This window comes from Methyloligella solikamskensis (genome assembly GCF_042676065.1).
GTDB classification, from domain to species: Bacteria; Pseudomonadota; Alphaproteobacteria; order Rhizobiales; family Methyloligellaceae; genus Methyloligella; species Methyloligella solikamskensis.
Genome location: NZ_JBHTJO010000001.1, coordinates 2397219 through 2416792, shown reverse-complemented (window position 1 = coordinate 2416792; position 19574 = coordinate 2397219). Strand labels below are relative to the sequence as shown.

Sequence of the window (19574 nt, the reverse complement as noted above, 5' to 3'; positions counted from 1 at the left end):
GACATGACGACCAAGGCCGAGACGCCCAACGCGGCCGACACGCCGGAAGGGGCCGAAAAGCCGAACGCGGCGACCGCGCGCGCCGAGCGGGCTTATATCGCCCGCAGCCGCCGCCGGTTCCAGCTGATCTGCCTCGGCTTCGTGATCGGCTTCCTGCTCGTGGGCGGCCGGCTGGTCTCCATGGGCATGAACTTCCAGGTCGCCCCCGATCCCGCCTTCTACGACACCACCACCACGGTGCACCGGCCGGACCTTCTGGACCGAAAGGGCCAGCTCCTCGCCACCGACATCAAGGGCGCGACCCTGTTCGCTGACCCTCTCCGTGTGATCGATTCCGACGAGCTGGTGGAGAAGGTCTCCACCGTGCTGCCCGACATCAAGGCGGCCGATATCCGCAAGCGCATCAACAAGGGCGGCCGCTTCGTCAGCATCCGCCGCGAGCTGACCCCGAGCCAGCAGGCGGAGATCCATGCTCTCGGCGTGCCGGGGCTAGGCTTCATCGAGGAATACCGCCGCGTCTATCCGGTCGGCGCCACGGCCTCCCACGTCGTAGGCTTCGTGGATATCGACAATAACGGCCTGGCCGGCATGGAGCGTTTCGTCGATCAGAACCCGCAGCTTTCCTTCCTCAATCCGGAAACGGCGGCCGGCGAGGAGACCATCTCGCTCTCCCTCGATCTCGGCGTTCAGCATGTGCTCCACGAGGAGCTTCAGAACGCGATCGACACCTACAAGGCGAAGGCCGCCGCCGGCGTCGTCATGGATGTCTATTCCGGCGAGGTGGTCGGGCTCGCCTCGCTTCCCGATTACGATCCCAATCACCGCGAGCAGGCCCTGGACAAGGACCGCCACGACCGGGTGACGGCGGGCGTCTATGAGCTCGGCTCTATCTTCAAGCTGATCACCGTGGCCGCCGGCCTCGACACGGGCGTCTGCTCGGTCAACTCGGTCTACGACGCGACCCACGCCATCAAGATCGGCCGCTTCTCCATCGGCGACTTCCACGGCCTCCACCGTCCGATCACCGTGGAGGAGGTGTTCACCCATTCCTCCAATATCGGCGCGGCCAAGATCGCCGTCGATGTGGGCGTCGACCGCCACAAGGCGTTCCTGCGCAAGCTGGGGCTGCTGGATTCGACTGCGACTGAGCTGGGCGAGACCGCGGCGCCCCTGGTGCCCAAGCACTGGAAGAAGCTCAACACCATGACAATCGCCTTCGGTCACGGTCTGTCGGTCACGCCGCTGCAGTTCGCAGCCGCCGCCGTTCCCATCGTCAACGGTGGCATCAAGGTCCAGCCGACCTTCCTGCCGCGCTCCCGGGCGGAAGGGATGGCGAGCGGCACCCGCGTGCTTCAGCAAAGCACCAGCGACCAGATGGTCCGCCTCATGCGCCTCAATGCCATGGAAGGCACCGGCAAGCAGTCCAACGCCGAAGGCTATCGCGTCGGCGGCAAGACCGGTACGGCGGAGAAGGTGGTCAACGGACGTTATGCCCGCTCCGCCTTGCTCAACTCTTTTGTCGCCACATTTCCGGCAGACGCTCCCGAATATGTCGTGCTGGTCATGCTGGACGAGCCGCAGAAGGTCGAAGCGAGCAAGTTCCTCCACACGGCGGGCGCCAATGCCGCGCCGACCGTTGGCAGGGTCATCGCCCGCATCGCGCCGATCCTCGGCGTGGAGCCCAATCTGGACCTGGAAAAGGCTGCTGCGTCCTTGCCCAGGCGGCGGTTTGACGATCCCGTGGTGGCCTCCTATTAGAGCGGAAGGCCAGCCGTCCGGCTGGGGTAGCGCGTAACCGGCGAAAGCCGGCAGTGTGGCGGGTCGGGAACGACCCGAATTAGCGCATGGGGCGAATTCCGTGATGAAGCTTGGCGAGTTGATCGGGCCCGAAGCGGCCTTGGCCGAAGACGTGGCCGGCATCTCGATCACCGGCCTGTCTGCGGATAGCCGCGACATTCAGTCGGGCTACCTCTTTGCGGCATTGCCGGGCGTGAAAGCCGACGGGACCAAGTTCATCGGCGAAGCGGTCGCCAAAGGGGCCTCGGCAGTCGTGGCGCCGCAAGGGACGGAGGCCGACGATGTCGGCGTGCCCGTTATCGAAGTGCCCGAGCCCCGCCATACGCTCTCGATCGCGGCGGCCCGCTTTTTCGGCGCCCAGCCCGAAACCTCCGTCGCTGTCACCGGCACCAACGGCAAGACGTCCGTCGCGTCCTTCGTGCGCCAGCTTTGGTCGCGCCGCGGGCTGAACGCTGCGAGCGTCGGCACCATCGGCGTGATCGCGCCCAAGAGCACGACCATCCTCAATCACACCACGCCGGACCCCATCGAGCTCCACCGTATCCTGGCGGAACTGGCGGGCGAGGGCGTCACCCATCTCGCTATCGAAGCCTCAAGCCATGGCCTCCAGCAGCACCGGCTGGACGGGCTGAAGCTGAAGGCGGGCGGCTTCACCAACATCACCCGCGACCATCTCGATTATCACCACAATTTCGAGGATTACCTGGCCCAGAAGCTCCGTCTTTTCCGGGAGTTGCTCCAGCCGGGTGACACGGCGGTGGTGGATATCGGCTCCGAAGCAGCGGAGCGCGTGGCCGCCGAATGCATCGCCCGGGGCTTGAATCTCATCTCCGTCGGCAAGCGCGGCAAGACCCTGCGCCTGCTCGAAGCGGTGCCTGATGGCTTCTCCCAGACCCTGAAGGTTCTCTACGAAGGCGAGACCTACGAGGTGCGCCTGCCGCTGGTCGGCGATTTCCAGGCCTCCAATGCGTTCGTGGCGGCCGGTCTCGTCATGGCGACCGGCGCGACCTTCGAAGAGGTCCTCCCCATGCTGGCGGAGCTGGAGGGCGCCAAGGGCCGTCTCGACCTTGCCGGCACCACCGATGACGGCGCGCCCATCTTTATCGACTACGCCCATACGCCCGACGCGCTTGCCAAGGCGATCGCGGCGCTCCGCCCTTACGTACGTCACCGGCTGCTGGTGGTGTTCGGCTGCGGCGGCGACCGCGATCGCGGCAAGCGGCCCCAGATGGGCGCCGTCGCCACTAAGCTTGCCGACCAGGTCTATGTTACCGACGACAATCCCCGCAGCGAGGAGGCGGCCGATATCCGCCGGGCCATCCTGTCCCATGCGCCGGGCGCCATCGAGATCGGCGACCGGACCCAAGCCATCGACGAGGCGATCGCTCATCTGCAAGCGGGCGATGTGCTGCTGGTGGCGGGGAAGGGCCACGAGACCGGCCAGATCGTCGGCAACCAGATCATTCCGTATTCCGATCACGACGCGGTGGCCGCAGCCCTAAAGGCGGGCGAGGGGCACGCGCGTGGCTGAGCCGCTTTGGACCGTCGGAGAGATCGCGAAAGCGATCGGAGGCGAGACGTATCAAGACGGAGCGACCGCCGTGACCGGCGTCTCCATCGACACCCGTACGCTCCAGCCCGCCGAATGTTTCGTCGCCATCAAGGGCGTCTCGCTCGACGGCCACAAGTTCGTGCCAGCCGCCTTCGAGGCGGGAGCGGCCTGCGCCATTGTCGATCGTGACTATGAGGACGACGATCCCCGCCTGATCCGCGTCGGCGACCCGTTCGAGGCGCTACAGGATCTGGGCCGCGCCGCGCGGGCTCGCGCCACGAAGACCAAGATCATCGCCGTCACGGGAAGCGCCGGAAAGACCGGCACCAAGGAGGCGCTGCGTCTGGCCCTCGCCCCCAGCGGTTCGGTGCATGCCTCGGCCAAGTCCTACAACAACCATTGGGGTGTGCCGCTGACCCTGGCCAATATGCGTAAGGACACCGCCTTCGGCGTGTTCGAGGCGGGCATGAATCATGCGGGCGAACTCACGCCCTTAAGCCGAATGATTCGGCCCCACATCGCCATCATCACCACCATCGCACCGGTCCATCTCGGCCATTTCGCCTCTGTGGAAGAGATTGCCGATGCCAAGGCGGAGATCTTCCAAGGGCTAGAGCCCGGTGGCGTCGCGATCCTCAATAGGGACAATGAATTTTTCGGCCGCCTTGCGACGGCGGCGAAAGCCAAGGATGCGAAGATCGTCAGCTTCGGCGAGGCGGAAGGCTCAGACATTCGCCTTCTCGATGTCTCGCTCACCCCGGAGGGCTCGGCGGTCGAGGCTGATCTCAGCGGGACGAAACTGTCCTACCGCCTCGGTGCGCCGGGCCGTCATCTGGTGCAGAATTCCCTGGCGGTGCTGGCCGCTGCCCAGGCCGCCGGCGCGGACCTGAAAGAGGCCGCCGCGGCGCTCCTGCAATGGCGGGCCCAGGCGGGCCGCGGCGAATGGCAGGTCTTCGAGGGCGCGAGGGGCAAGGTCGCTGTCGTCGACGAGGCCTACAACGCCAATCCCGCCTCCATGCGCGCGGCACTTGAGACCCTCGGCCTAGTCCCCCGGGACGTTTACTGCCGCCGGATCGTCGTCCTGGGCGACATGCTGGAGCTTGGCGAGGGAGCCGAAGAATTCCACCGGGGATTGGCACAGTTTATAGACGCCGCCGGGATCGATAGTGTCTTTGCATGCGGGGAACTCATGCCTGCGCTTATTGACGCCTTGCCTGACGGGAAGAAAGGCGGCTATGCCAGCGCTGCGGGAGAGCTCACGCCGCTCGTTCTGGATGCAGTCCGGCCGGGCGATATCGTGATGGTGAAAGGCTCCTTCGGGGCCAAGCTTGCACCGCTGGTGACGGAGCTGAAGCGGCATTTGGAGGACGGCGCACTGAACTGAGGCGCCGATTGGGGGATCGAAGATGCTGACCTGGTTGTTCGCGCTCTCTGACGAGCTGAGCATCTTCAATGTCTTCCGTTACATCACCTTCCGGACAGGCGCGGCGATGCTCACCGCGCTTCTGCTCGTCTTCCTGTTCGGTCCGGCCATCATCCGCTCCCTGCGCATCCGCCAAGGCAAGGGCCAGCCCATCCGCACCGAGGGCCCGGCCAATCATCTTCTGGAGAAGCAGGGCACGCCCACCATGGGCGGGCTGATGATCCTGTTCGGCGCGACCGCCTCGATCCTGCTCTGGTGCGATCTGGCCAATGCTTACGTCTGGGTGGTGCTCCTACTGACCCTCGTTTATGGCGGTGTCGGCCTCTATGACGACTATCTCAAGGTCACCCGCCAGACGACCGCCGGCTTCCGCGGCCGCATCAAGCTGGTGATCGAAGGCATCGCCGCCCTCCTGGCTGCCGGCGCCATCTCCTATCTGGCCGAGCCGTCCCTGACCAACGAGGTGGCGATTCCCTTCCTGAAGGATGTCACCGTCGATCTCGGCTGGCTCTACATCCCCTTCGGTGCCTTCATCATCGTCGGTGCGGGCAACGCGGTGAACCTGACCGACGGGCTCGATGGGCTCGCCATCGTGCCGGTGATGATCGCTTCGGCCACCTTCGGCTTCATTGCCTATCTGGTCGGTAACGCCGTCTTCGCCGAATACCTGCAGATCCATTTCGTGCTGGGGAGCGGCGAACTCGCCGTGCTCTGCGGTGCGCTTGTGGGCGCGGGACTCGGCTTCCTGTGGTTCAACGCGCCGCCCGCTCAGATCTTCATGGGCGATACCGGCTCTCTTGCGCTGGGCGGCGCCATCGGCACCGTCGCCGTGGCCATCAAGCACGAGATCGTGCTGGCCGTCGTCGGCGGTCTCTTCGTCCTGGAAGCGGTCTCCGTGATCGTCCAGGTGACCTCCTACAAATTGACCGGCCACCGGGTCTTCCGCATGGCCCCCCTCCATCACCACTTCGAGCAGAAGGGCTGGAAGGAATCGACCATCGTGATCCGGTTCTGGATTATCGCCGTCGTGCTGGCCATGGCGGGTCTCGCGACGCTCAAATTGCGTTAGGGTCGAACAATGATTCCCATCGATGTCTTCACGGGCCGCGATGTCGCGGTCTTCGGTCTCGGCATGAGCGGCATCGCCGCCGCCAAGGCCTTGAGCGCGGGCGGGGCCCATGTCTTCGCCTGGGACGACGCACCGGAAAAACGCTGGAAGGCGGACGAGGAGAATGTCCAGTGCGGCGACCTATCGACCTCCGACTGGTCGCGTTTCGCAGCCCTTGTCCTTTCGCCTGGCGTGCCGCTGACCCATCCCTCGCCCCACTGGATCGTGATGAAGGCCCAAGAGGCCGGCGTCGAGATCATCGGCGACACGGAGCTCTTCTTCCGCCAGCGCGAAGCCGAAGGAAGCAAGGCCAAGACCATCGTCGTCACCGGCACCAACGGCAAATCCACCACCACGGCCTTGACCGCCCATCTGCTGCGCGAGTCGGGCCGGAACGTGCAGGAGGGCGGCAATATCGGCCGCGCCGTGCTCGACCTGGAGCCCTTCGCGGACGATGCGATCTACGTGCTGGAGATGTCCTCCTTCCAGATCGATCTCACGCCCTCGCTTCATCCTAATGCGGCGGCGCTTCTCAACATCACACCGGACCATCTCGACCGTCATGGCAGCCTGGAGCACTACGCCGCCATTAAGGCGCGGGTGTTTGCGAAGATGGGCGAGGGCGACACCGCCGTGATCGGCGTGGACGATCCCGAATGCCGCAAGATTGCCGACGGCCTGGCAGGCCCCTACGAGGTGAAGCGGATAAGCGTGGAGCACGAGGTCGAGGAGGGCGTCTTCGCCGAAGGCGCGGAGCTGTTCGAGATCGGCAACGGCAAGCGTGGCGACGAGGTGAGCATCGACGGTATCTCGGCGCTTCGCGGCACCCATAACTGGCAGAACGCCGCCGCGGCTTATGCGCTGGTGCGCAGCCAGGGGCTGACCTTGCAGGAGGTGGAGCTGGGCTTCCGGACCTTCCCGGGTCTGTCCCACCGCATGCAGCTCGTGGGCAAGCTGGGGCGCATCCTCTTCGTTAACGATTCCAAGGCAACCAATGCCGATGCTGCCGGCAAGGCGCTCGCGGCCTTCGACAACATCTATTGGATCGCCGGCGGCCGGGCGAAGGAAGGCGGGCTGAAGGGGCTCGAGCCCTTCTTCCAGAAGATCAACAAGGTCTATCTGATCGGCGAAGCGGCAGAAGACTTCGACAAGGCCCTGGGCGACGATCTGGAGCACACCATTTCCGGCACCCTGGAAGAGGCCGTGAAGCAGGCGACCGAGGATGCGGTGGCTGCCGCAAATCCGCACGAATCGGTGGTTCTCCTGTCGCCGGCCTGCGCCTCCTACGACCAGTTCGATAATTTCGAGAAGCGGGGCGAGGCCTTCATCGACGCCGTCCTCGCCATCGACGACGTCATCCCCGCCGACGGGAACGGAGATGCGCCCGAATGAGGCTTGCCCGTGCCGACCGCAGCGTGCTGAGCGACTGGTGGTTCACTGTCGACCGCCTGATGTTCTTCGGCATGCTGTTGTTGATGGCGGCGGGGCTTCTGCTCTCCTTCGCAGCCAGCCCGCCCATGGCGGCGCGCTACGACCTCGAGCCGTTCTACTTCGTGCGCCGCCACGCCATGATGATCCCGCCCGCCGTGATCGTCATGTTCGCCGCCTCGACCCTGTCGCCCAAGATGATCCGGCGCACCAGCCTGGTGATCTTCCTCATCGGCATCGTCATGATGCTGCTGACTCTCTGGGTCGGTTCCGAGGTGAAGGGCGCCCAGCGTTGGCTACAGATCGGCTCCTTCTCCATCCAGCCGACAGAGTTCGTGAAGCCCGCCTTCGTGGTGCTGGTGGCCTGGCTCTTCCATGAGCACCAGACCCGCCGCGACGTGCCGGGCATCGAGCTCGCCGTCTTCTTCTACATCGTGCTGGCGACGCTGCTCGTGCTCCAGCCCGACTTCGGCCAGACGCTTCTCGTCACCCTCGTCTGGGGCGGGTTGTTCTTCATGGCCGGCATGGATCTCGTCTGGATCGTGGCGCTCGCCATCGTCGCCATCGCAGGGTTGACCGCGAGCTACTTCCTGGTGCCCCACGTGGCCTCCCGTATCGACCGCTTCCTCGATCCCCAGTCTGGCGACACCTATCAGACCGACCGGGCCATCGAGTCCTTCCTGCAAGGCGGCTGGTTCGGCCGCGGTCCGGGGGAGGGCACCATCAAGACTGTGCTCCCCGACGCCCATACGGACTTCATCTTTGCTGTCGCGGCGGAGGAATACGGCATCGTCGCCTGCATCGTGCTGGTCGCCATGTTCGCCTTCATCGTGCTGCGCGGCTTCGCCAAGGCGGCTCACGAGCCCGATGGCTTTATCCGTCTCGCCATCGCAGGTCTGGTGATGCTTTTCGGCTTCCAGACCCTCATCAATCTGTCCGTGAATGTCGGCCTGCTGCCGGCCAAGGGCATGACCTTGCCGTTCATCTCCCATGGCGGCACCTCCATGCTCTCCATGGGCCTCACGGCGGGCTTCATTCTTGGCCTGACCCGCAAGCGTCCCAAGGCGGCCCAGCGAATCGCCCGCGACCGGAGCAACCATGCGCCGGAGAACGACGTGCGGGAGCAGGCGGCGTGAGTGCGGAGTCTGTCGAGGAGCGCCCCATTCTTCTGGCCGCCGGCGGCACGGGCGGGCATCTCTTCCCGGCTGCGGCCTTGGCCGAGGAGCTGAAGACGAGGGGGTATCCGGTCGAACTCGCCACGGATCTGCGCACGGAGAAATACGCGATCGATTTTCCCGCCCGTGCAATCCATCAGTTGCCGTCGGCCACGCTACGCAGCCGCAACCCGTTCGGCATTGCGAAGACCTTCGCGACCCTCGGCATAGGGTATTTCGAGGGCCTCGCCATGCTCCGCCGGGTGAACCCCCTCGCTGTAATTGGCTTCGGCGGCTACCCCACATTGCCGCCGGTCATCGCTGCGCGAACCCTCGGCATCCCGACCGCCGTGCATGAGCAGAACGCCGTTATGGGCCGCGCCAACCGGCTTCTCTCCAAGATCACAAGCAGGGTCGCGCTCACCGTCTCGCCCACCAAGAAGATGAGCGAGGACGCCGTCGCCAAATCCACCGTGACGGGGACGCCGGTCCGCAGTGCCGTGCTTGCCTATCGCGACCAGCCCTACGACCCGCCGACCAAGGACGGCAGGCTTCTGCTCCTCATCTTCGGCGGCAGCCAGGGCGCCCATTTCTTCTCCGAGGTGTTTCCGGCGGCCCTCCCGCTTCTGCCCGAAGCCATGCGGGACCGGCTGACCATCGTGCAGCAGACCCGGGAGGAGGACATGGAGGCGACGCGGGCGGCCTATGAGAAGGCCGGAATCGCCGTCCATCTCGCGCCGTTCTTCCGGGATCTGCCGGAGCGCATCGCCAACGCCCACCTCGTCTGCTCCCGCTCCGGTGCCTCGACCGTCAATGAGATGATGGCCATCGGCCGGCCCGCCATCTTCGTGCCGCTGCCCCATGCTCTTGACAACGATCAGTTTGAGAATGCTACTCGGCTCGCCGAAAAAGGCGGTGGCTGGTGCTTTCCCCAAAGCGAGCTGACGCCGGAGCGCCTGGCGGCCGAGCTGGAAAGCCTGTTCGACGATCCGGATCGCCTCGCGGCCGCCGCGGCGACGGCACACGAAGCGGCGATGGTGGATGCGGTGACACGGCTCGCCGATTTCGCCGAAGAGCTCGCCGCCGCGGAGCACCACGCGAAGGCTTGACAAGCCTCATCCGAATGAAGGGATACGACTGACGCCATGCGTTTGCCTCCGCCGGAGAAGACCGGCCTCTTCCATATCGTCGGCATCGGCGGCATCGGCATGAGCGCCATCGCCGAGGTGATGCACACCCGCGGCTACCGGGTTCAGGGCAGCGACCTGAAGGACAGCGCCAACCTGGAGCGTCTGCGGTCGAAGAACATCCGCTGCCTTATCGGACACGATCCGGAGAACGTGAAGGGGATCGGCTATCTGGTGATCTCCAGCGCCGTGAAGCCGGGCAACCCGGAATTCGAGGCGGCGAAGGAGCAGGGCATCCCGATCATCCGCCGCGCCGAGATGTTGGCCGAGCTGATGCGCGACCGGGCGACCGTCTCCGTCACCGGCAGCCACGGCAAGACCACCACCACGGCGATGATCGCCGACCTTCTGAACGATGGCGGTCTCGACCCGACGGTGATCGCCGGCGGCATCATCAACGACTGGGGCACCAATGCCCGCATCGGCGAAGGCGAATGGATGATCGTCGAGGCGGACGAATCCGACGGCACCTTCGTGAAGCTGCCGACACAGATCGGCGTGGTCACAAATATCGATCCCGAGCACATGGACTACTGGGAGACCACCGACCGTCTCCATGCCGCCTTCGAGCAGTTCATCGACGCGATCCCGTTCTACGGTCTCGTCGTCGCGGGCATCGACCACCCGGTGGTGCGCGCAATGCTGGCCCGCCTCGGCGGCGCGGCCAACGGGCGTCGCGTGCTGACCTACGGCGTCTCCCGGGAGTCCGATATCCGCATGACGGACTTGCGCACCGAAGGCCACGGCATGGTGTTCGACGTGGAGCTGGGGCGCGAGGTGCGCGGCGGCCCGAACCGCTATCCGGACGTGAAGCTTCCGGCGCTCGGTCACTACAACGCCCTGAATGCGCTCGCCGCCATCGGCGTCGGCATCGAGACCGGCTTGAGCGAAGCTCAGATCCGCGAGAGCCTCGCGAATTTCTCAGGCGTGAAGCGCCGCTTCTCCCTCGTCGGCGAATGGAACGGCATCCATTTCTACGACGACTACGCCCACCACCCGGTGGAGATCTCGGCCGTCTTGCGCGCCGCCCGCTCCGCCGATGCTGGCCGCGTCATCGCCATCATGCAGCCCCACCGCTATACGCGGCTGCAGAACCTGTTCAACGAGTTTTCCGCCTGCCTGGACGACGCCCACACGGCCATCATCACGCCGGTTTATTCGGCGGGCGAAGCGCCGATCCCCGGCATCGATCAGGACGAGTTCGTGGCGAGCCTCCGCCGCCACGGCCACGCTCACGTGATCCCTGTCGAAGACGAGGAGAGCCTGACGGCGGCCATCGCCGAGCAGGCCAAGCCCGGCGACATGGTTGTGGGCCTCGGTGCGGGCACCATCTCCGAATGGATGGCGAACCTGCCCGGACGCCTGGCCGGAAAAGAGGACAAGTCGTGAGCGAGACAGCCACCAGCGGTCTCGCCTCCGAGATCACGGAAGCCATGCCCGAGCTGCGCGGCCGGCTGAAGCCGGAAGCCACTCTGGCGGAACTGACCTGGTTCCGCGTCGGCGGCCCGGCGGAGGTGCTGTTCACGCCCGCCGACGAAGCCGATCTCGCCTATTTCCTGAAACACCTGCCGGCCGACGTGCCTGTCACCATGGTGGGGCTCGGCTCAAACCTCCTGGTCCGCGATGGCGGCATAAGGGGCGTCGTTATCCGTCTCGGCAAGGGCTTCGGCACCATCGCCCTGGAGGGCTCCGACCGCCTGCGCGCAGGCACCGCCGTTCCGGACGTGAAGCTCGCTCGCGCCGCCGCCGATGCATCCATCGCCGGTCTTGCCTTCTATCGCGGCATCCCGGGCTCGCTTGGCGGCGCGCTCCGCATGAACGCCGGCGCCCATGGCAGCGAGACCAAGGACGTGCTGGTGGAAGCGCGGGCGGTGGACCGGCAGGGCGACATCCACACCCTCTCCGTCGCCGATCTCGACTACACCTACCGCCATTGCGGCGCGCCCGAAGATCTCATCTTCACCGAAGGCCTCTTTCAGGGGCGTCCCGGCGAGCAGGCCGCGATCCAGGCCGAGATGAACGAGATCGCCGACTACCGGGAAGAGGTGCAGCCCATCAAGAGCCGCACCGGCGGCAGCACCTTCAAGAACCCGCCCGGCCACAAATCCTGGCAGCTCATCGATGCTGCCGGCTGCAGGGGCCTGGAGGTCGGAAAAGCCAAGGTTTCCGAGCTCCACTGCAACTTCCTCATCAACGAGGGCGGGGCCACCGCGGACGACCTGGAGACTCTGGGCGAGACCGTTCGCGCCCGGGTGAAGGAGATGAGCGGCGTCGATCTCGACTGGGAGATCAAGCGTCTGGGCGCCAGGAAATAAAAATTTCGCCCCTTTCGGCCCCTTAAGTCACCGTATCCGTTGTCAGATTCCCGCCTCTGGCGTAGACCGGAGGGGGAGGTGATTCGCTTATTGATTCGGCGTCGATAAGCAAATTGGCGATGGGGGATATCCACAATTGAGCGAAGGCGGGGCCCATAAAGCAACCCATGTTGCGGTTTTGATGGGTGGCATGTCCGCGGAGCGGGAGATTTCTCTGCGTTCCGGCGACGCCTGCGCCAAGGCCCTCGAGGAAGAGGGCTATCGCGTCACCAAGATCGATGCGGGGCGCGATGTCGCAAGCCGTCTCGTCGAAGTCGCCCCCGATGTCTGCTTCAACGCGCTGCACGGCCGTTTCGGCGAAGATGGCTGCGTCCAGGGTATCCTCGAGACCCTGCAGATCCCTTACACCCATTCCGGCGTGCTCGCCTCGGCCCTTGCCATGCACAAGGAGCGCGCCAAGGCGTCCCTGAAGGCCGGCGGCGTTCCCGTCGCCGAAAGCCTCGTGCTGCCCCGTCTGGAGGCGGCTGAGGGGCACCCCATGAAGCCGCCCTACGTCATCAAGCCCGTTAACGAGGGCTCCAGCGTCGGCGTCTACATCGTGCGCGAGGATCAGGAGCATCCGCCCCAGGAGCTTTTCAGCGAAGAATGGGGCCATGGCGATGAGGTGATGATCGAGCGTTTCATCCCCGGCCGCGAGCTCACCTGCGCCGTGATGGGCGACGAGCCGCTGGACGTGATCGAGATCTGCCCGGCCGACAAATCGGTGTTCTACGACTACGAGGCGAAATACGCCGCAGGAGGCTCCGATCACGTCCTGCCCGCTAAACTTTTACCAAATGTTTACCAGCTGGTGCGGAAGCTGTCGGTAGCGGCTCATCGGGCACTGGGCTGCCGAGGGGTAAGCCGCTCGGACTTCCGTTACGACGATTCTACGGGAGGGTCCGGGGGCCTCATCTGTCTAGAAGTTAATACCCAACCGGGAATGACATCCACGTCGCTCGTGCCCGAGCTGGCGGCGTATAGCGGGCGCTCATTCGGAGAGCTTGTCCGCTGGATCGTGGAGGACGCGTCGTGCAATCGCTGAACTTCTGGCCCCTGCGGCCACGACAGAAAGGCGAGACCCAAGCCGACCCGCTGTTTCAGCGGGCGATCGTGCCGCCGCGTGGCCGTAGCCTCACCACCATCCGTGTGCCCAATTCCCGCGAGGTCCGCAAAGTCGCCTCGCGCCGTCTGCGCCGCATCGAGCTGGCGTCGAGCCGCAAGCAGCGCCCCTGGCGCCTCTTCGCCCTTGTCTTCATGGGGCTGAGCGCGACCTACGGGCTGTGGTCTGGCGGCCAGGTTCAGAAGCTCTACGAGCAGGCCGAGAACGGCGTCGGCGCCATGGCCGTTGCGGCCGGGCTCGGTGCCCAGCGCATCGTCCTGGAAGGCCAGCGGCATGCCTCCGACGCGGAGATCGCCGGTGCCCTCGGTGCGAACTCCAACACCATCCTCCTCGGCTTCGACACCGCCGCCGCCAAGGAGCGACTGGAGCAGGTGCCGTGGGTGAAGCATGCTCAGGTCATGCGGCTTCTGCCGTCGACCCTGAAGGTCGTCATCGAGGAGCGCACGCCCTTCGCCATCTGGCAGAACAAGGGCAAGACCTACGTGGTGGATTCCGAAGGCGCCGTCCTGGCTCCGGCGGTGCCGGACGCCTATCCGGCTCTGCCCATCGTGGTGGGCGAGGGGGCGGCCAAGAACGCGTCCGAGCTGTTCGCCACCCTGGACATGTTCTCTAACCTCGACGAGCAGCTGCTCGCGGCTATCCGGGTTGGCGACCGCCGCTGGAATCTGAAACTCATCTCTGGGCTCGATGTGATGCTGCCGGACGACAATATCGGCCAGGCACTCACCGCCCTCACAGACCTGGACGATCGGCGCGGGATTTTGAACCGCAACATCGCCAGCGTCGATCTCCGCTTGGGCGACCGGGTGACCGTTCGCCTTCACGAAGCTCCGCGGATCCCGGCTGGAGGGCCACCCAGCCAGGATCCCGAACTGCCGACGGCAAGCACGAGCGCTGCGCCGCCGAAGGGAAGCACTTAACGCAAAACTGACTGGAAATAGGGACACGGCCTGATTGCGATCGGGCCATTTTGGATCAGGTAAGACTTGGATGCGGCATCCAATCATAAATAGGGGAAGGCGACCGCGCATCGTGACCGTGCTCGATCTGGGCACGAGCAAGATCGCGTGTCTGATCGCCAAGGCGAAGCCCGCCCCCGATTGGCTGGAAACCAACGAGCCCATGCAGTTCGAGCTGCTGGGCTTCGGTCATCATCGTGCCGAAGGGCTGAAAGGTGGGCTGATCGTCCATCTCGACAGCGCCGAGCACTGCATCCGCTCCGCCGTCGACGAGGCAGAGCGCATGGCCGGCGTCACCGTCGAGGACGTGCACATCGCCGTAACTTGCGGCCGCCTGAAGAGCGACAGCTTCTCCGCCTCCGTCGCGCTGCCCAACGGCGTGGTCCGCGAAGACGACATCATGCGCATCCTGGCCGGTGCCCGTCAGTATGCCGGCCGCGACGGCCGCACGGTCCTGCACGGCCTGCCCACCAGCTACGGCCTGGACGACAATGCCGGCATTCACGATCCCGTCGGCATGTGCGGCGAGCGGCTGAAGATCGATATCCATACGGTCACCGCCGACGACGTCGCCATGCGGAACCTGATGCTGTGCGTGGAGCGGTGCCATCTCAACATCGCCACCCTGGTCGCGGCGCCGTACGCGAGCGCGCTCTCCGTCATCACCCATGACGAGGCGAAGCTCGGCGTGGCCTGCCTCGACCTCGGCGCCGGCACCACGACGCTTTCCGTCTTCGCCGATGACCACCTGGTTCACGTCGATGCCATCGCGATGGGCGGCTACGGCATGACCACTGACATTGCACGCTCGCTCTCGACGCCCATCGAGCATGCCGAGCGCCTCAAGACGCTCCACGGCAGCGTCTTCGCAACCGAATCCGACGAATGCGAGATCATCACGTACCCGTCCGTCGGAGACGTTCACAATCGCAATCTCAATCAGATCACCAAGGGCGAATTGTCAGTCATGATTCGCCCGCGCATAGAAGAGATTCTGGATCAAATGCGGCGGCGCCTCGCGTCCAACGGACATGCATCCGAAGCCGCCCAGCACATCGTTCTGACCGGCGGCGGAAGCCAGCTGACGGGTTTGAGCGAGCTCGCTTCGAACATGTTTGGCCGTCCCGTGCGCCTTGGCCGTCCGCGCAAGCTGACCGGCGCGCCGGAGACCGGCGGCGGCCCCGATTTTTCTGCGGCAACTGGACTTCTGTTCCAGTGGGCGCGGGATGATGACCGGCTGGCAAGCCGGGCAGAGCAGCGTTTTCTCGGTACCGGTACAGGGTACTTCGCCTGGGTAAGCGAATGGATCCGAGACAACTTTTAACGAGGTCACACTTAACGGCTCTTGCGCGAAAGGGCTTCAGTCGCTTCGGAAGGAGCCAGAGATGACAGACACACCTCACACCGGAGAGGATCGGAACCGCGACATGACCATCAATCTCAGAGTCCCAGATACGACGGAACTCAAGCCGCGCATCACCGTGTTCGGTATCGGTGGTGCCGGCGGCAATGCCGTCAACAACATGATCGCCAAGGGTGTGCAGGGCGTCGAATTCGTCGTCGCCAACACGGACGCCCAGGCACTCACCAGCTCGGCAGCCGAGCGCCGCATTCAGATGGGCGCCAATGTCACCGAGGGCTTGGGCGCAGGCTCTAAGCCTGAGATCGGCTCCGCAGCCGCCGAAGAGGCCATGGCCGACATCAAGGCCCATCTCTCCGGCTCCCACATGGTGTTCATCACCGCCGGCATGGGCGGCGGCACCGGCACCGGTGCAGCGCCCGTGATTGCCCGCGCCTCCCGCGAGGAGGGCATCCTGACCGTCGGTGTGGTCACCAAGCCGTTCCAGTTCGAAGGCGTGCGCCGCATGCGCTCCGCCGAGCAGGGCATCAAGGATCTGGAGCAGTATGTCGACACGCTGCTGGTGATCCCGAACCAGAACCTGTTCCGCATCGCCAACGAGAAGACCACCTTCGCCGATGCCTTCGCCATGGCCGACGATGTGCTGCGCTCCGGCGTGTCTTGCATCACCGACCTGATGGTGAAGGAAGGCCTGATCAATCTCGACTTCGCCGACGTTCGCGCCATCATGGCCGGCATGGGCAAGGCGATGATGGGCACCGGCGAGAGCGAGGGCGAGCGCCGCGCGGTGGATGCCGCCGAGCAGGCGATCTCCAACCCGCTGCTGGACGACGTCTCCATGCGCGGTGCCAACGGCCTGCTGGTCTCCATCACCGGTGGCAACGACCTCACCCTGTTCGAGGTGGACGAGGCGGCCAGCCGCATCCGCGCGGAAGCCGACGAGGAAGCCAACATCATCGTTGGCGCCACCTTCGACGATCAGCTCGACGGCCGCATCCGCGTCTCCGTGGTGGCGACCGGTCTCGGTCCCGTCGAGATGGAGGAAGCGATCTCCGAGGTGCTGGAGGACAAGCCCACCCTCACCGAGCGTCTGGCCGGTCTTGGCAACACGCCGAGCACCTTCCACCCCGCGGAGCAGCAGAAGCCGGCCGCGCCGCAGCCCCAGGCGGAGAAGAAAGAGGCTTCCGAGCCTCCGGTCTGGCAGGCTCCCGGCAACGTCACCATCGAGCGCCGTCCGGCCCCGGCTCAGCCCAAGCAGGAGACGGGCCAGCAGAAGCCGGCCGCGCCGCAGCCGCAGTTCCGGCCCGCACCGCCGGCCTCCGGCCCGCGGAACCTCCGCCGCATGCCCAATGTGGAGGAGTTCCCCATGGTCGCTCAGAAGGAGCTGAAAGCCCGCTCCGGCGAGGATCCGGCGCAAGGCCTCGAGGCTCACAAGCGGAAAGTCGGCTTCCTGGAGCGTCTTGCTGGCGTCGGCCGCGGCCTTGCCGGCAGCGACGAGGAAGAGGGCGGCGAGAAGATGGAGCCCGATTTTGGCGGCGAAGAGCCCCGGACGAAAGCCCCGGAACACGAGGCCGCCCAGATGGAGCGCCCGCAAGGGGAGCGTCAGCAAGCCGAGCGTCCTCAGGCCAAGGCCCCGGTGACCCCGATGCCCCAGCGCGAGGAGCAGGCCCAGCGCCCGCAACCGCGTCCGGCAGCGGAGAATCGCCCCGAGCCTGAGTCGCATGATTCTGACGATGAGCTTGAGATTCCCGCATTCCTGCGCCGTCAGGCCAACTGACGGCTGCGGGATCTGCGCTAATTGTAACGAAGGAGTTTGAGGGGAGAGAGAAAAAGGCTTATCGATCAATGTGTTACATGGTTACCGGACTGGTAACACATTGAAAGAAAGCGTGATTTGTAGCCCACCCACGCGCCCCGTATGGTTTCCACTAGAGAGATCGGTTGACCCAATAAGCGCAAAGCTGAGGTCACCGATCGAGGGGCAGGGGACGGCCCCGGACCTGGAAACAGAGGTAACATCTGCGGGGGATCATGAAGGGGTTCATTGGGGCTAAGCAAACCACGCTAGCCAACGAAGTTTCGCTGACCGGCATCGGCGTCCATAGCGGCGCACCGGTTTCTCTCCTCCTTATTCCCGCCGATAGCGACACCGGCATCCGCTTCCTCATCTCCGACGGAGATGCCGAGGGCAGTGAGATCATCGCCCATCAGCGTATGATCACCGGCGTTACCCTCTGCACCATCCTGAGCGACGGCAATGGCGCCTCTGTGGCGACGGTCGAGCATCTGATGGCAGCGCTTCGGGGCATGGGCGTCGACAATGTCATCGTCGAGATCGACAACGGCGAAGTGCCGATCATGGACGGCAGCGCCGCCCGCTTCGTGGAGGCCATCGACGAGGTCGGCCTCAAGGAGCTGAACGCACCCCGCCGTTTCCTCAAGGTCCTGAAGCCGATCCGTGTCCAGGATGGCGCGGCCTCCGGCGAGCTGGTTCCCCATAACGGTTTCCGCCTCGACATCCAGATCGATTTCGAGAACTGCTTCATCGGCCATCAGCGCCTGGAGCTGGATCTCAACCCCGGCGCATTCCGCCGCGAGCTGGCCCGCGCCCGCACCTTCGGCTTCATGAAGGATGTGGAGCGGCTCTGGGCCTCCGGCATGGCGCTCGGCGCATCTCTTGAGAATACCGTCGCCATCGGCGACGACCGCATCATCAATCGCGAAGGCCTGCGCTACGAGAACGAGTTCGTGCGCCACAAGGCTCTGGACGCCGTGGGCGACCTCGCCCTCGTCGGCGCGCCGATCCTGGGGGCTTACCGCTCCGTGCGCGGCGGCCACCGTCTAAACAGCCTGGTGCTGGAGGCTCTGCTGGCCGATCCGGATGCGTGGACCATGGTCGATGCCCCGCGGCATCACGAGGTCCGCCACGCCGAGCTCAGCCCGCAGCTCGCGGCCGCGAATTTCGCAGCAGAATAAGCTAAACGTCAGTAGCCCGACGCCAAGCATCTCGGTGGAGCCCAAAAGCGCCATCGAGATTGCTTGCGTAATGGCCCGCGGAATCTGCTATGGAAGGTCCGGAAAAAGGGACTTGATCTTAGGCTCCGGGCAAAAAAACACCATAATGCGCCGCTTGGGTAAGCTTCTCGGCGTCTTTTGGCGGTCCCGGACCGTTATGGTTCACCCTTCGTAAAAGCGAACGCGCCAAAATTCGCAGGAGATTCGATGCAGTTTTTGGTCGGGGGGATATCGGCTTTGCGATGTGACCTGCTCTCAGCCCGGGCGTTGAGGCCACTTGGTGCGGGCGTGCTGCTCGTGGCTGCCTCCGTCATGCTGGCAGGCTGCGGTGGCGGCCTGAATCCGTTCAAAAGTAAGAAGGCCGAACAGCCGGTCGGCGATTCCCGTCCGCCCGAAGTGATCTACGGCGAAGCCGAGACCCTGCTGAACGAGCAGGACTGGAAGGACGCGGCGAAGAAATACGAAGACGTCGACGTCAACCACCCGTATTCCACCGAGGCCCGCCGCGCCATCGTGATGTCGGCGTATGCCTACTACAAGAACGGCAAATATCCGGAAGCGATCTCTGCCGGTAAGCGGTACCTGACCCTGCATCCGGGCACCGACGAGGCCCCGCTCGCCCAGAACATCATCGCCATGGCCTATTACGATCAGGTCCTGGATCCGAAGCGCGATCAGACCAATGCGCGCGAATCCCTGAATGCCTACGAGACCCTGGTTCAGCGCTATCCCACCTCGCGCTATTCGGCAGAGGCTCGCAATCGAATCCTCATTTTGCGCAACCTGCTGGCCGCCAACTCCATGACCATCGGGCGCTACTATCTGCGCGACCACGACTATCTGGCCGCCATCAACCGCTTCCGCGACGTGGTGACCGAGTATCAGCAGACCGAGCAGGTTGAAGAGGCCTTGATGCGCCTCACGGAAGCCTATCTGGCGCTCGGCATCGTGAATGAGGCGGAGACCGCCGCCGCCGTTCTCGGCCACAACTTCCCCAACAGCAAATGGTACCAGAAGTCCTATTCGCTGCTGCAGAAGGCGGGACGTAGCCCACACGAGCATGCTGGCTCTTGGATCACCCAGACCTTCCGGGGTGAAGGCAACCCGGCCTAAC

15 protein-coding genes are annotated in these 19574 nt (G+C 65.0%); all 15 read left to right on the top strand.

The window, feature by feature from the left end; translation table 11 throughout:
- Positions 1 to 3: 3 nt before the first annotated feature.
- The gene (locus ACFQ2F_RS11635; protein WP_379090018.1) at positions 4 to 1758 is read left to right on the top strand and encodes a peptidoglycan D,D-transpeptidase FtsI family protein; all 1755 of its coding nucleotides are present in this window, start codon (positions 4 to 6) and stop codon (positions 1756 to 1758) included.
- A gap of 103 nt (positions 1759 to 1861) precedes the next feature.
- Positions 1862 to 3328, top strand: a complete 1467-nt coding sequence (locus tag ACFQ2F_RS11630) for a UDP-N-acetylmuramoyl-L-alanyl-D-glutamate--2,6-diaminopimelate ligase (protein ID WP_379090700.1) — start codon at positions 1862 to 1864, stop codon at positions 3326 to 3328.
- A complete protein-coding gene (locus ACFQ2F_RS11625) occupies positions 3321 to 4733 on the top strand; it encodes a UDP-N-acetylmuramoylalanyl-D-glutamyl-2,6-diaminopimelate--D-alanyl-D-alanine ligase (protein ID WP_379090016.1) in 1413 nt (470 codons plus the stop codon). Before ACFQ2F_RS11630 ends, ACFQ2F_RS11625 begins: the two co-directional genes overlap by 8 nt.
- Positions 4734 to 4755: 22 nt before the next feature.
- The gene (gene mraY, locus ACFQ2F_RS11620; RefSeq protein ID WP_379090014.1) at positions 4756 to 5841 is read left to right on the top strand and encodes a phospho-N-acetylmuramoyl-pentapeptide-transferase; all 1086 of its coding nucleotides are present in this window, start codon (positions 4756 to 4758) and stop codon (positions 5839 to 5841) included.
- Between the two features lie 9 nt (positions 5842 to 5850).
- Complete coding sequence (murD, locus tag ACFQ2F_RS11615) at positions 5851 to 7272, top strand: UDP-N-acetylmuramoyl-L-alanine--D-glutamate ligase (RefSeq protein ID WP_379090012.1); 1422 nt, start codon at positions 5851 to 5853, stop codon at positions 7270 to 7272.
- Entirely contained in the window at positions 7269 to 8444 is a 1176-nt protein-coding gene (gene ftsW / locus ACFQ2F_RS11610; RefSeq protein WP_379090010.1) for a putative lipid II flippase FtsW, read from the top strand. The genes murD and ftsW overlap by 4 nt, the downstream gene beginning before the upstream one ends.
- On the top strand, positions 8441 to 9571 hold the full coding sequence (gene murG, locus ACFQ2F_RS11605) for an undecaprenyldiphospho-muramoylpentapeptide beta-N-acetylglucosaminyltransferase (protein ID WP_379090008.1): 1131 nt from the start codon (positions 8441 to 8443) through the stop codon (positions 9569 to 9571). The genes ftsW and murG overlap by 4 nt, the downstream gene beginning before the upstream one ends.
- A gap of 42 nt (positions 9572 to 9613) precedes the next feature.
- Positions 9614 to 11038, top strand: coding sequence for a UDP-N-acetylmuramate--L-alanine ligase (gene murC / locus ACFQ2F_RS11600; RefSeq protein WP_379090698.1), 1425 nt, complete (start codon positions 9614 to 9616; stop codon positions 11036 to 11038).
- On the top strand, positions 11035 to 11964 hold the full coding sequence (gene murB / locus ACFQ2F_RS11595; protein ID WP_379090006.1) for a UDP-N-acetylmuramate dehydrogenase: 930 nt from the start codon (positions 11035 to 11037) through the stop codon (positions 11962 to 11964). The genes murC and murB overlap by 4 nt, the downstream gene beginning before the upstream one ends.
- A 181-nt stretch (positions 11965 to 12145) precedes the next feature.
- Complete coding sequence (locus ACFQ2F_RS11590) at positions 12146 to 13048, top strand: D-alanine--D-alanine ligase (protein WP_379090696.1); 903 nt, start codon at positions 12146 to 12148, stop codon at positions 13046 to 13048.
- Positions 13036 to 14046: a cell division protein FtsQ/DivIB gene (locus tag ACFQ2F_RS11585; protein WP_379090004.1), complete on the top strand. Its 1011-nt coding sequence runs from the start codon at positions 13036 to 13038 to the stop codon at positions 14044 to 14046. Before ACFQ2F_RS11590 ends, ACFQ2F_RS11585 begins: the two co-directional genes overlap by 13 nt.
- Positions 14047 to 14158: 112 nt before the next feature.
- Complete coding sequence (ftsA, locus tag ACFQ2F_RS11580; RefSeq protein ID WP_379090002.1) at positions 14159 to 15409, top strand: cell division protein FtsA; 1251 nt, start codon at positions 14159 to 14161, stop codon at positions 15407 to 15409.
- Positions 15410 to 15512: 103 nt separating this feature from the next.
- Positions 15513 to 17222, top strand: coding sequence for a cell division protein FtsZ (gene ftsZ / locus ACFQ2F_RS11575; protein ID WP_379090694.1), 1710 nt, complete (start codon positions 15513 to 15515; stop codon positions 17220 to 17222).
- A 254-nt stretch (positions 17223 to 17476) separates the two neighbouring features.
- Entirely contained in the window at positions 17477 to 18421 is a 945-nt protein-coding gene (gene lpxC, locus ACFQ2F_RS11570) for a UDP-3-O-acyl-N-acetylglucosamine deacetylase (protein WP_379090000.1), read from the top strand.
- Between the two features lie 276 nt (positions 18422 to 18697).
- Complete coding sequence (locus ACFQ2F_RS11565; RefSeq protein ID WP_379089998.1) at positions 18698 to 19573, top strand: outer membrane protein assembly factor BamD; 876 nt, start codon at positions 18698 to 18700, stop codon at positions 19571 to 19573.
- The last annotated feature ends 1 nt before the right edge of the window (position 19574 follow it).

What these genes read in the sequence shown, in the direction of transcription:
- ACFQ2F_RS11635 (WP_379090018.1), top strand. Translation starts at nt 4, where the DNA reads ATGACGACCAAGGCCGAGACGCCCAACGCGGCCGACACGCCGGAAGGG.
- ACFQ2F_RS11630 (WP_379090700.1), top strand. Translation starts at nt 1,862, where the DNA reads ATGAAGCTTGGCGAGTTGATCGGGCCCGAAGCGGCCTTGGCCGAAGAC.
- mraY (WP_379090014.1), top strand. Translation starts at nt 4,756, where the DNA reads ATGCTGACCTGGTTGTTCGCGCTCTCTGACGAGCTGAGCATCTTCAAT.
- murD (WP_379090012.1), top strand. Translation starts at nt 5,851, where the DNA reads ATGATTCCCATCGATGTCTTCACGGGCCGCGATGTCGCGGTCTTCGGT.
- ftsW (WP_379090010.1), top strand. Translation starts at nt 7,269, where the DNA reads ATGAGGCTTGCCCGTGCCGACCGCAGCGTGCTGAGCGACTGGTGGTTC.
- ACFQ2F_RS11590 (WP_379090696.1), top strand. Translation starts at nt 12,146, where the DNA reads ATGGGTGGCATGTCCGCGGAGCGGGAGATTTCTCTGCGTTCCGGCGAC.
- ftsZ (WP_379090694.1), top strand. Translation starts at nt 15,513, where the DNA reads ATGACCATCAATCTCAGAGTCCCAGATACGACGGAACTCAAGCCGCGC.
- lpxC (WP_379090000.1), top strand. Translation starts at nt 17,477, where the DNA reads ATGAAGGGGTTCATTGGGGCTAAGCAAACCACGCTAGCCAACGAAGTT.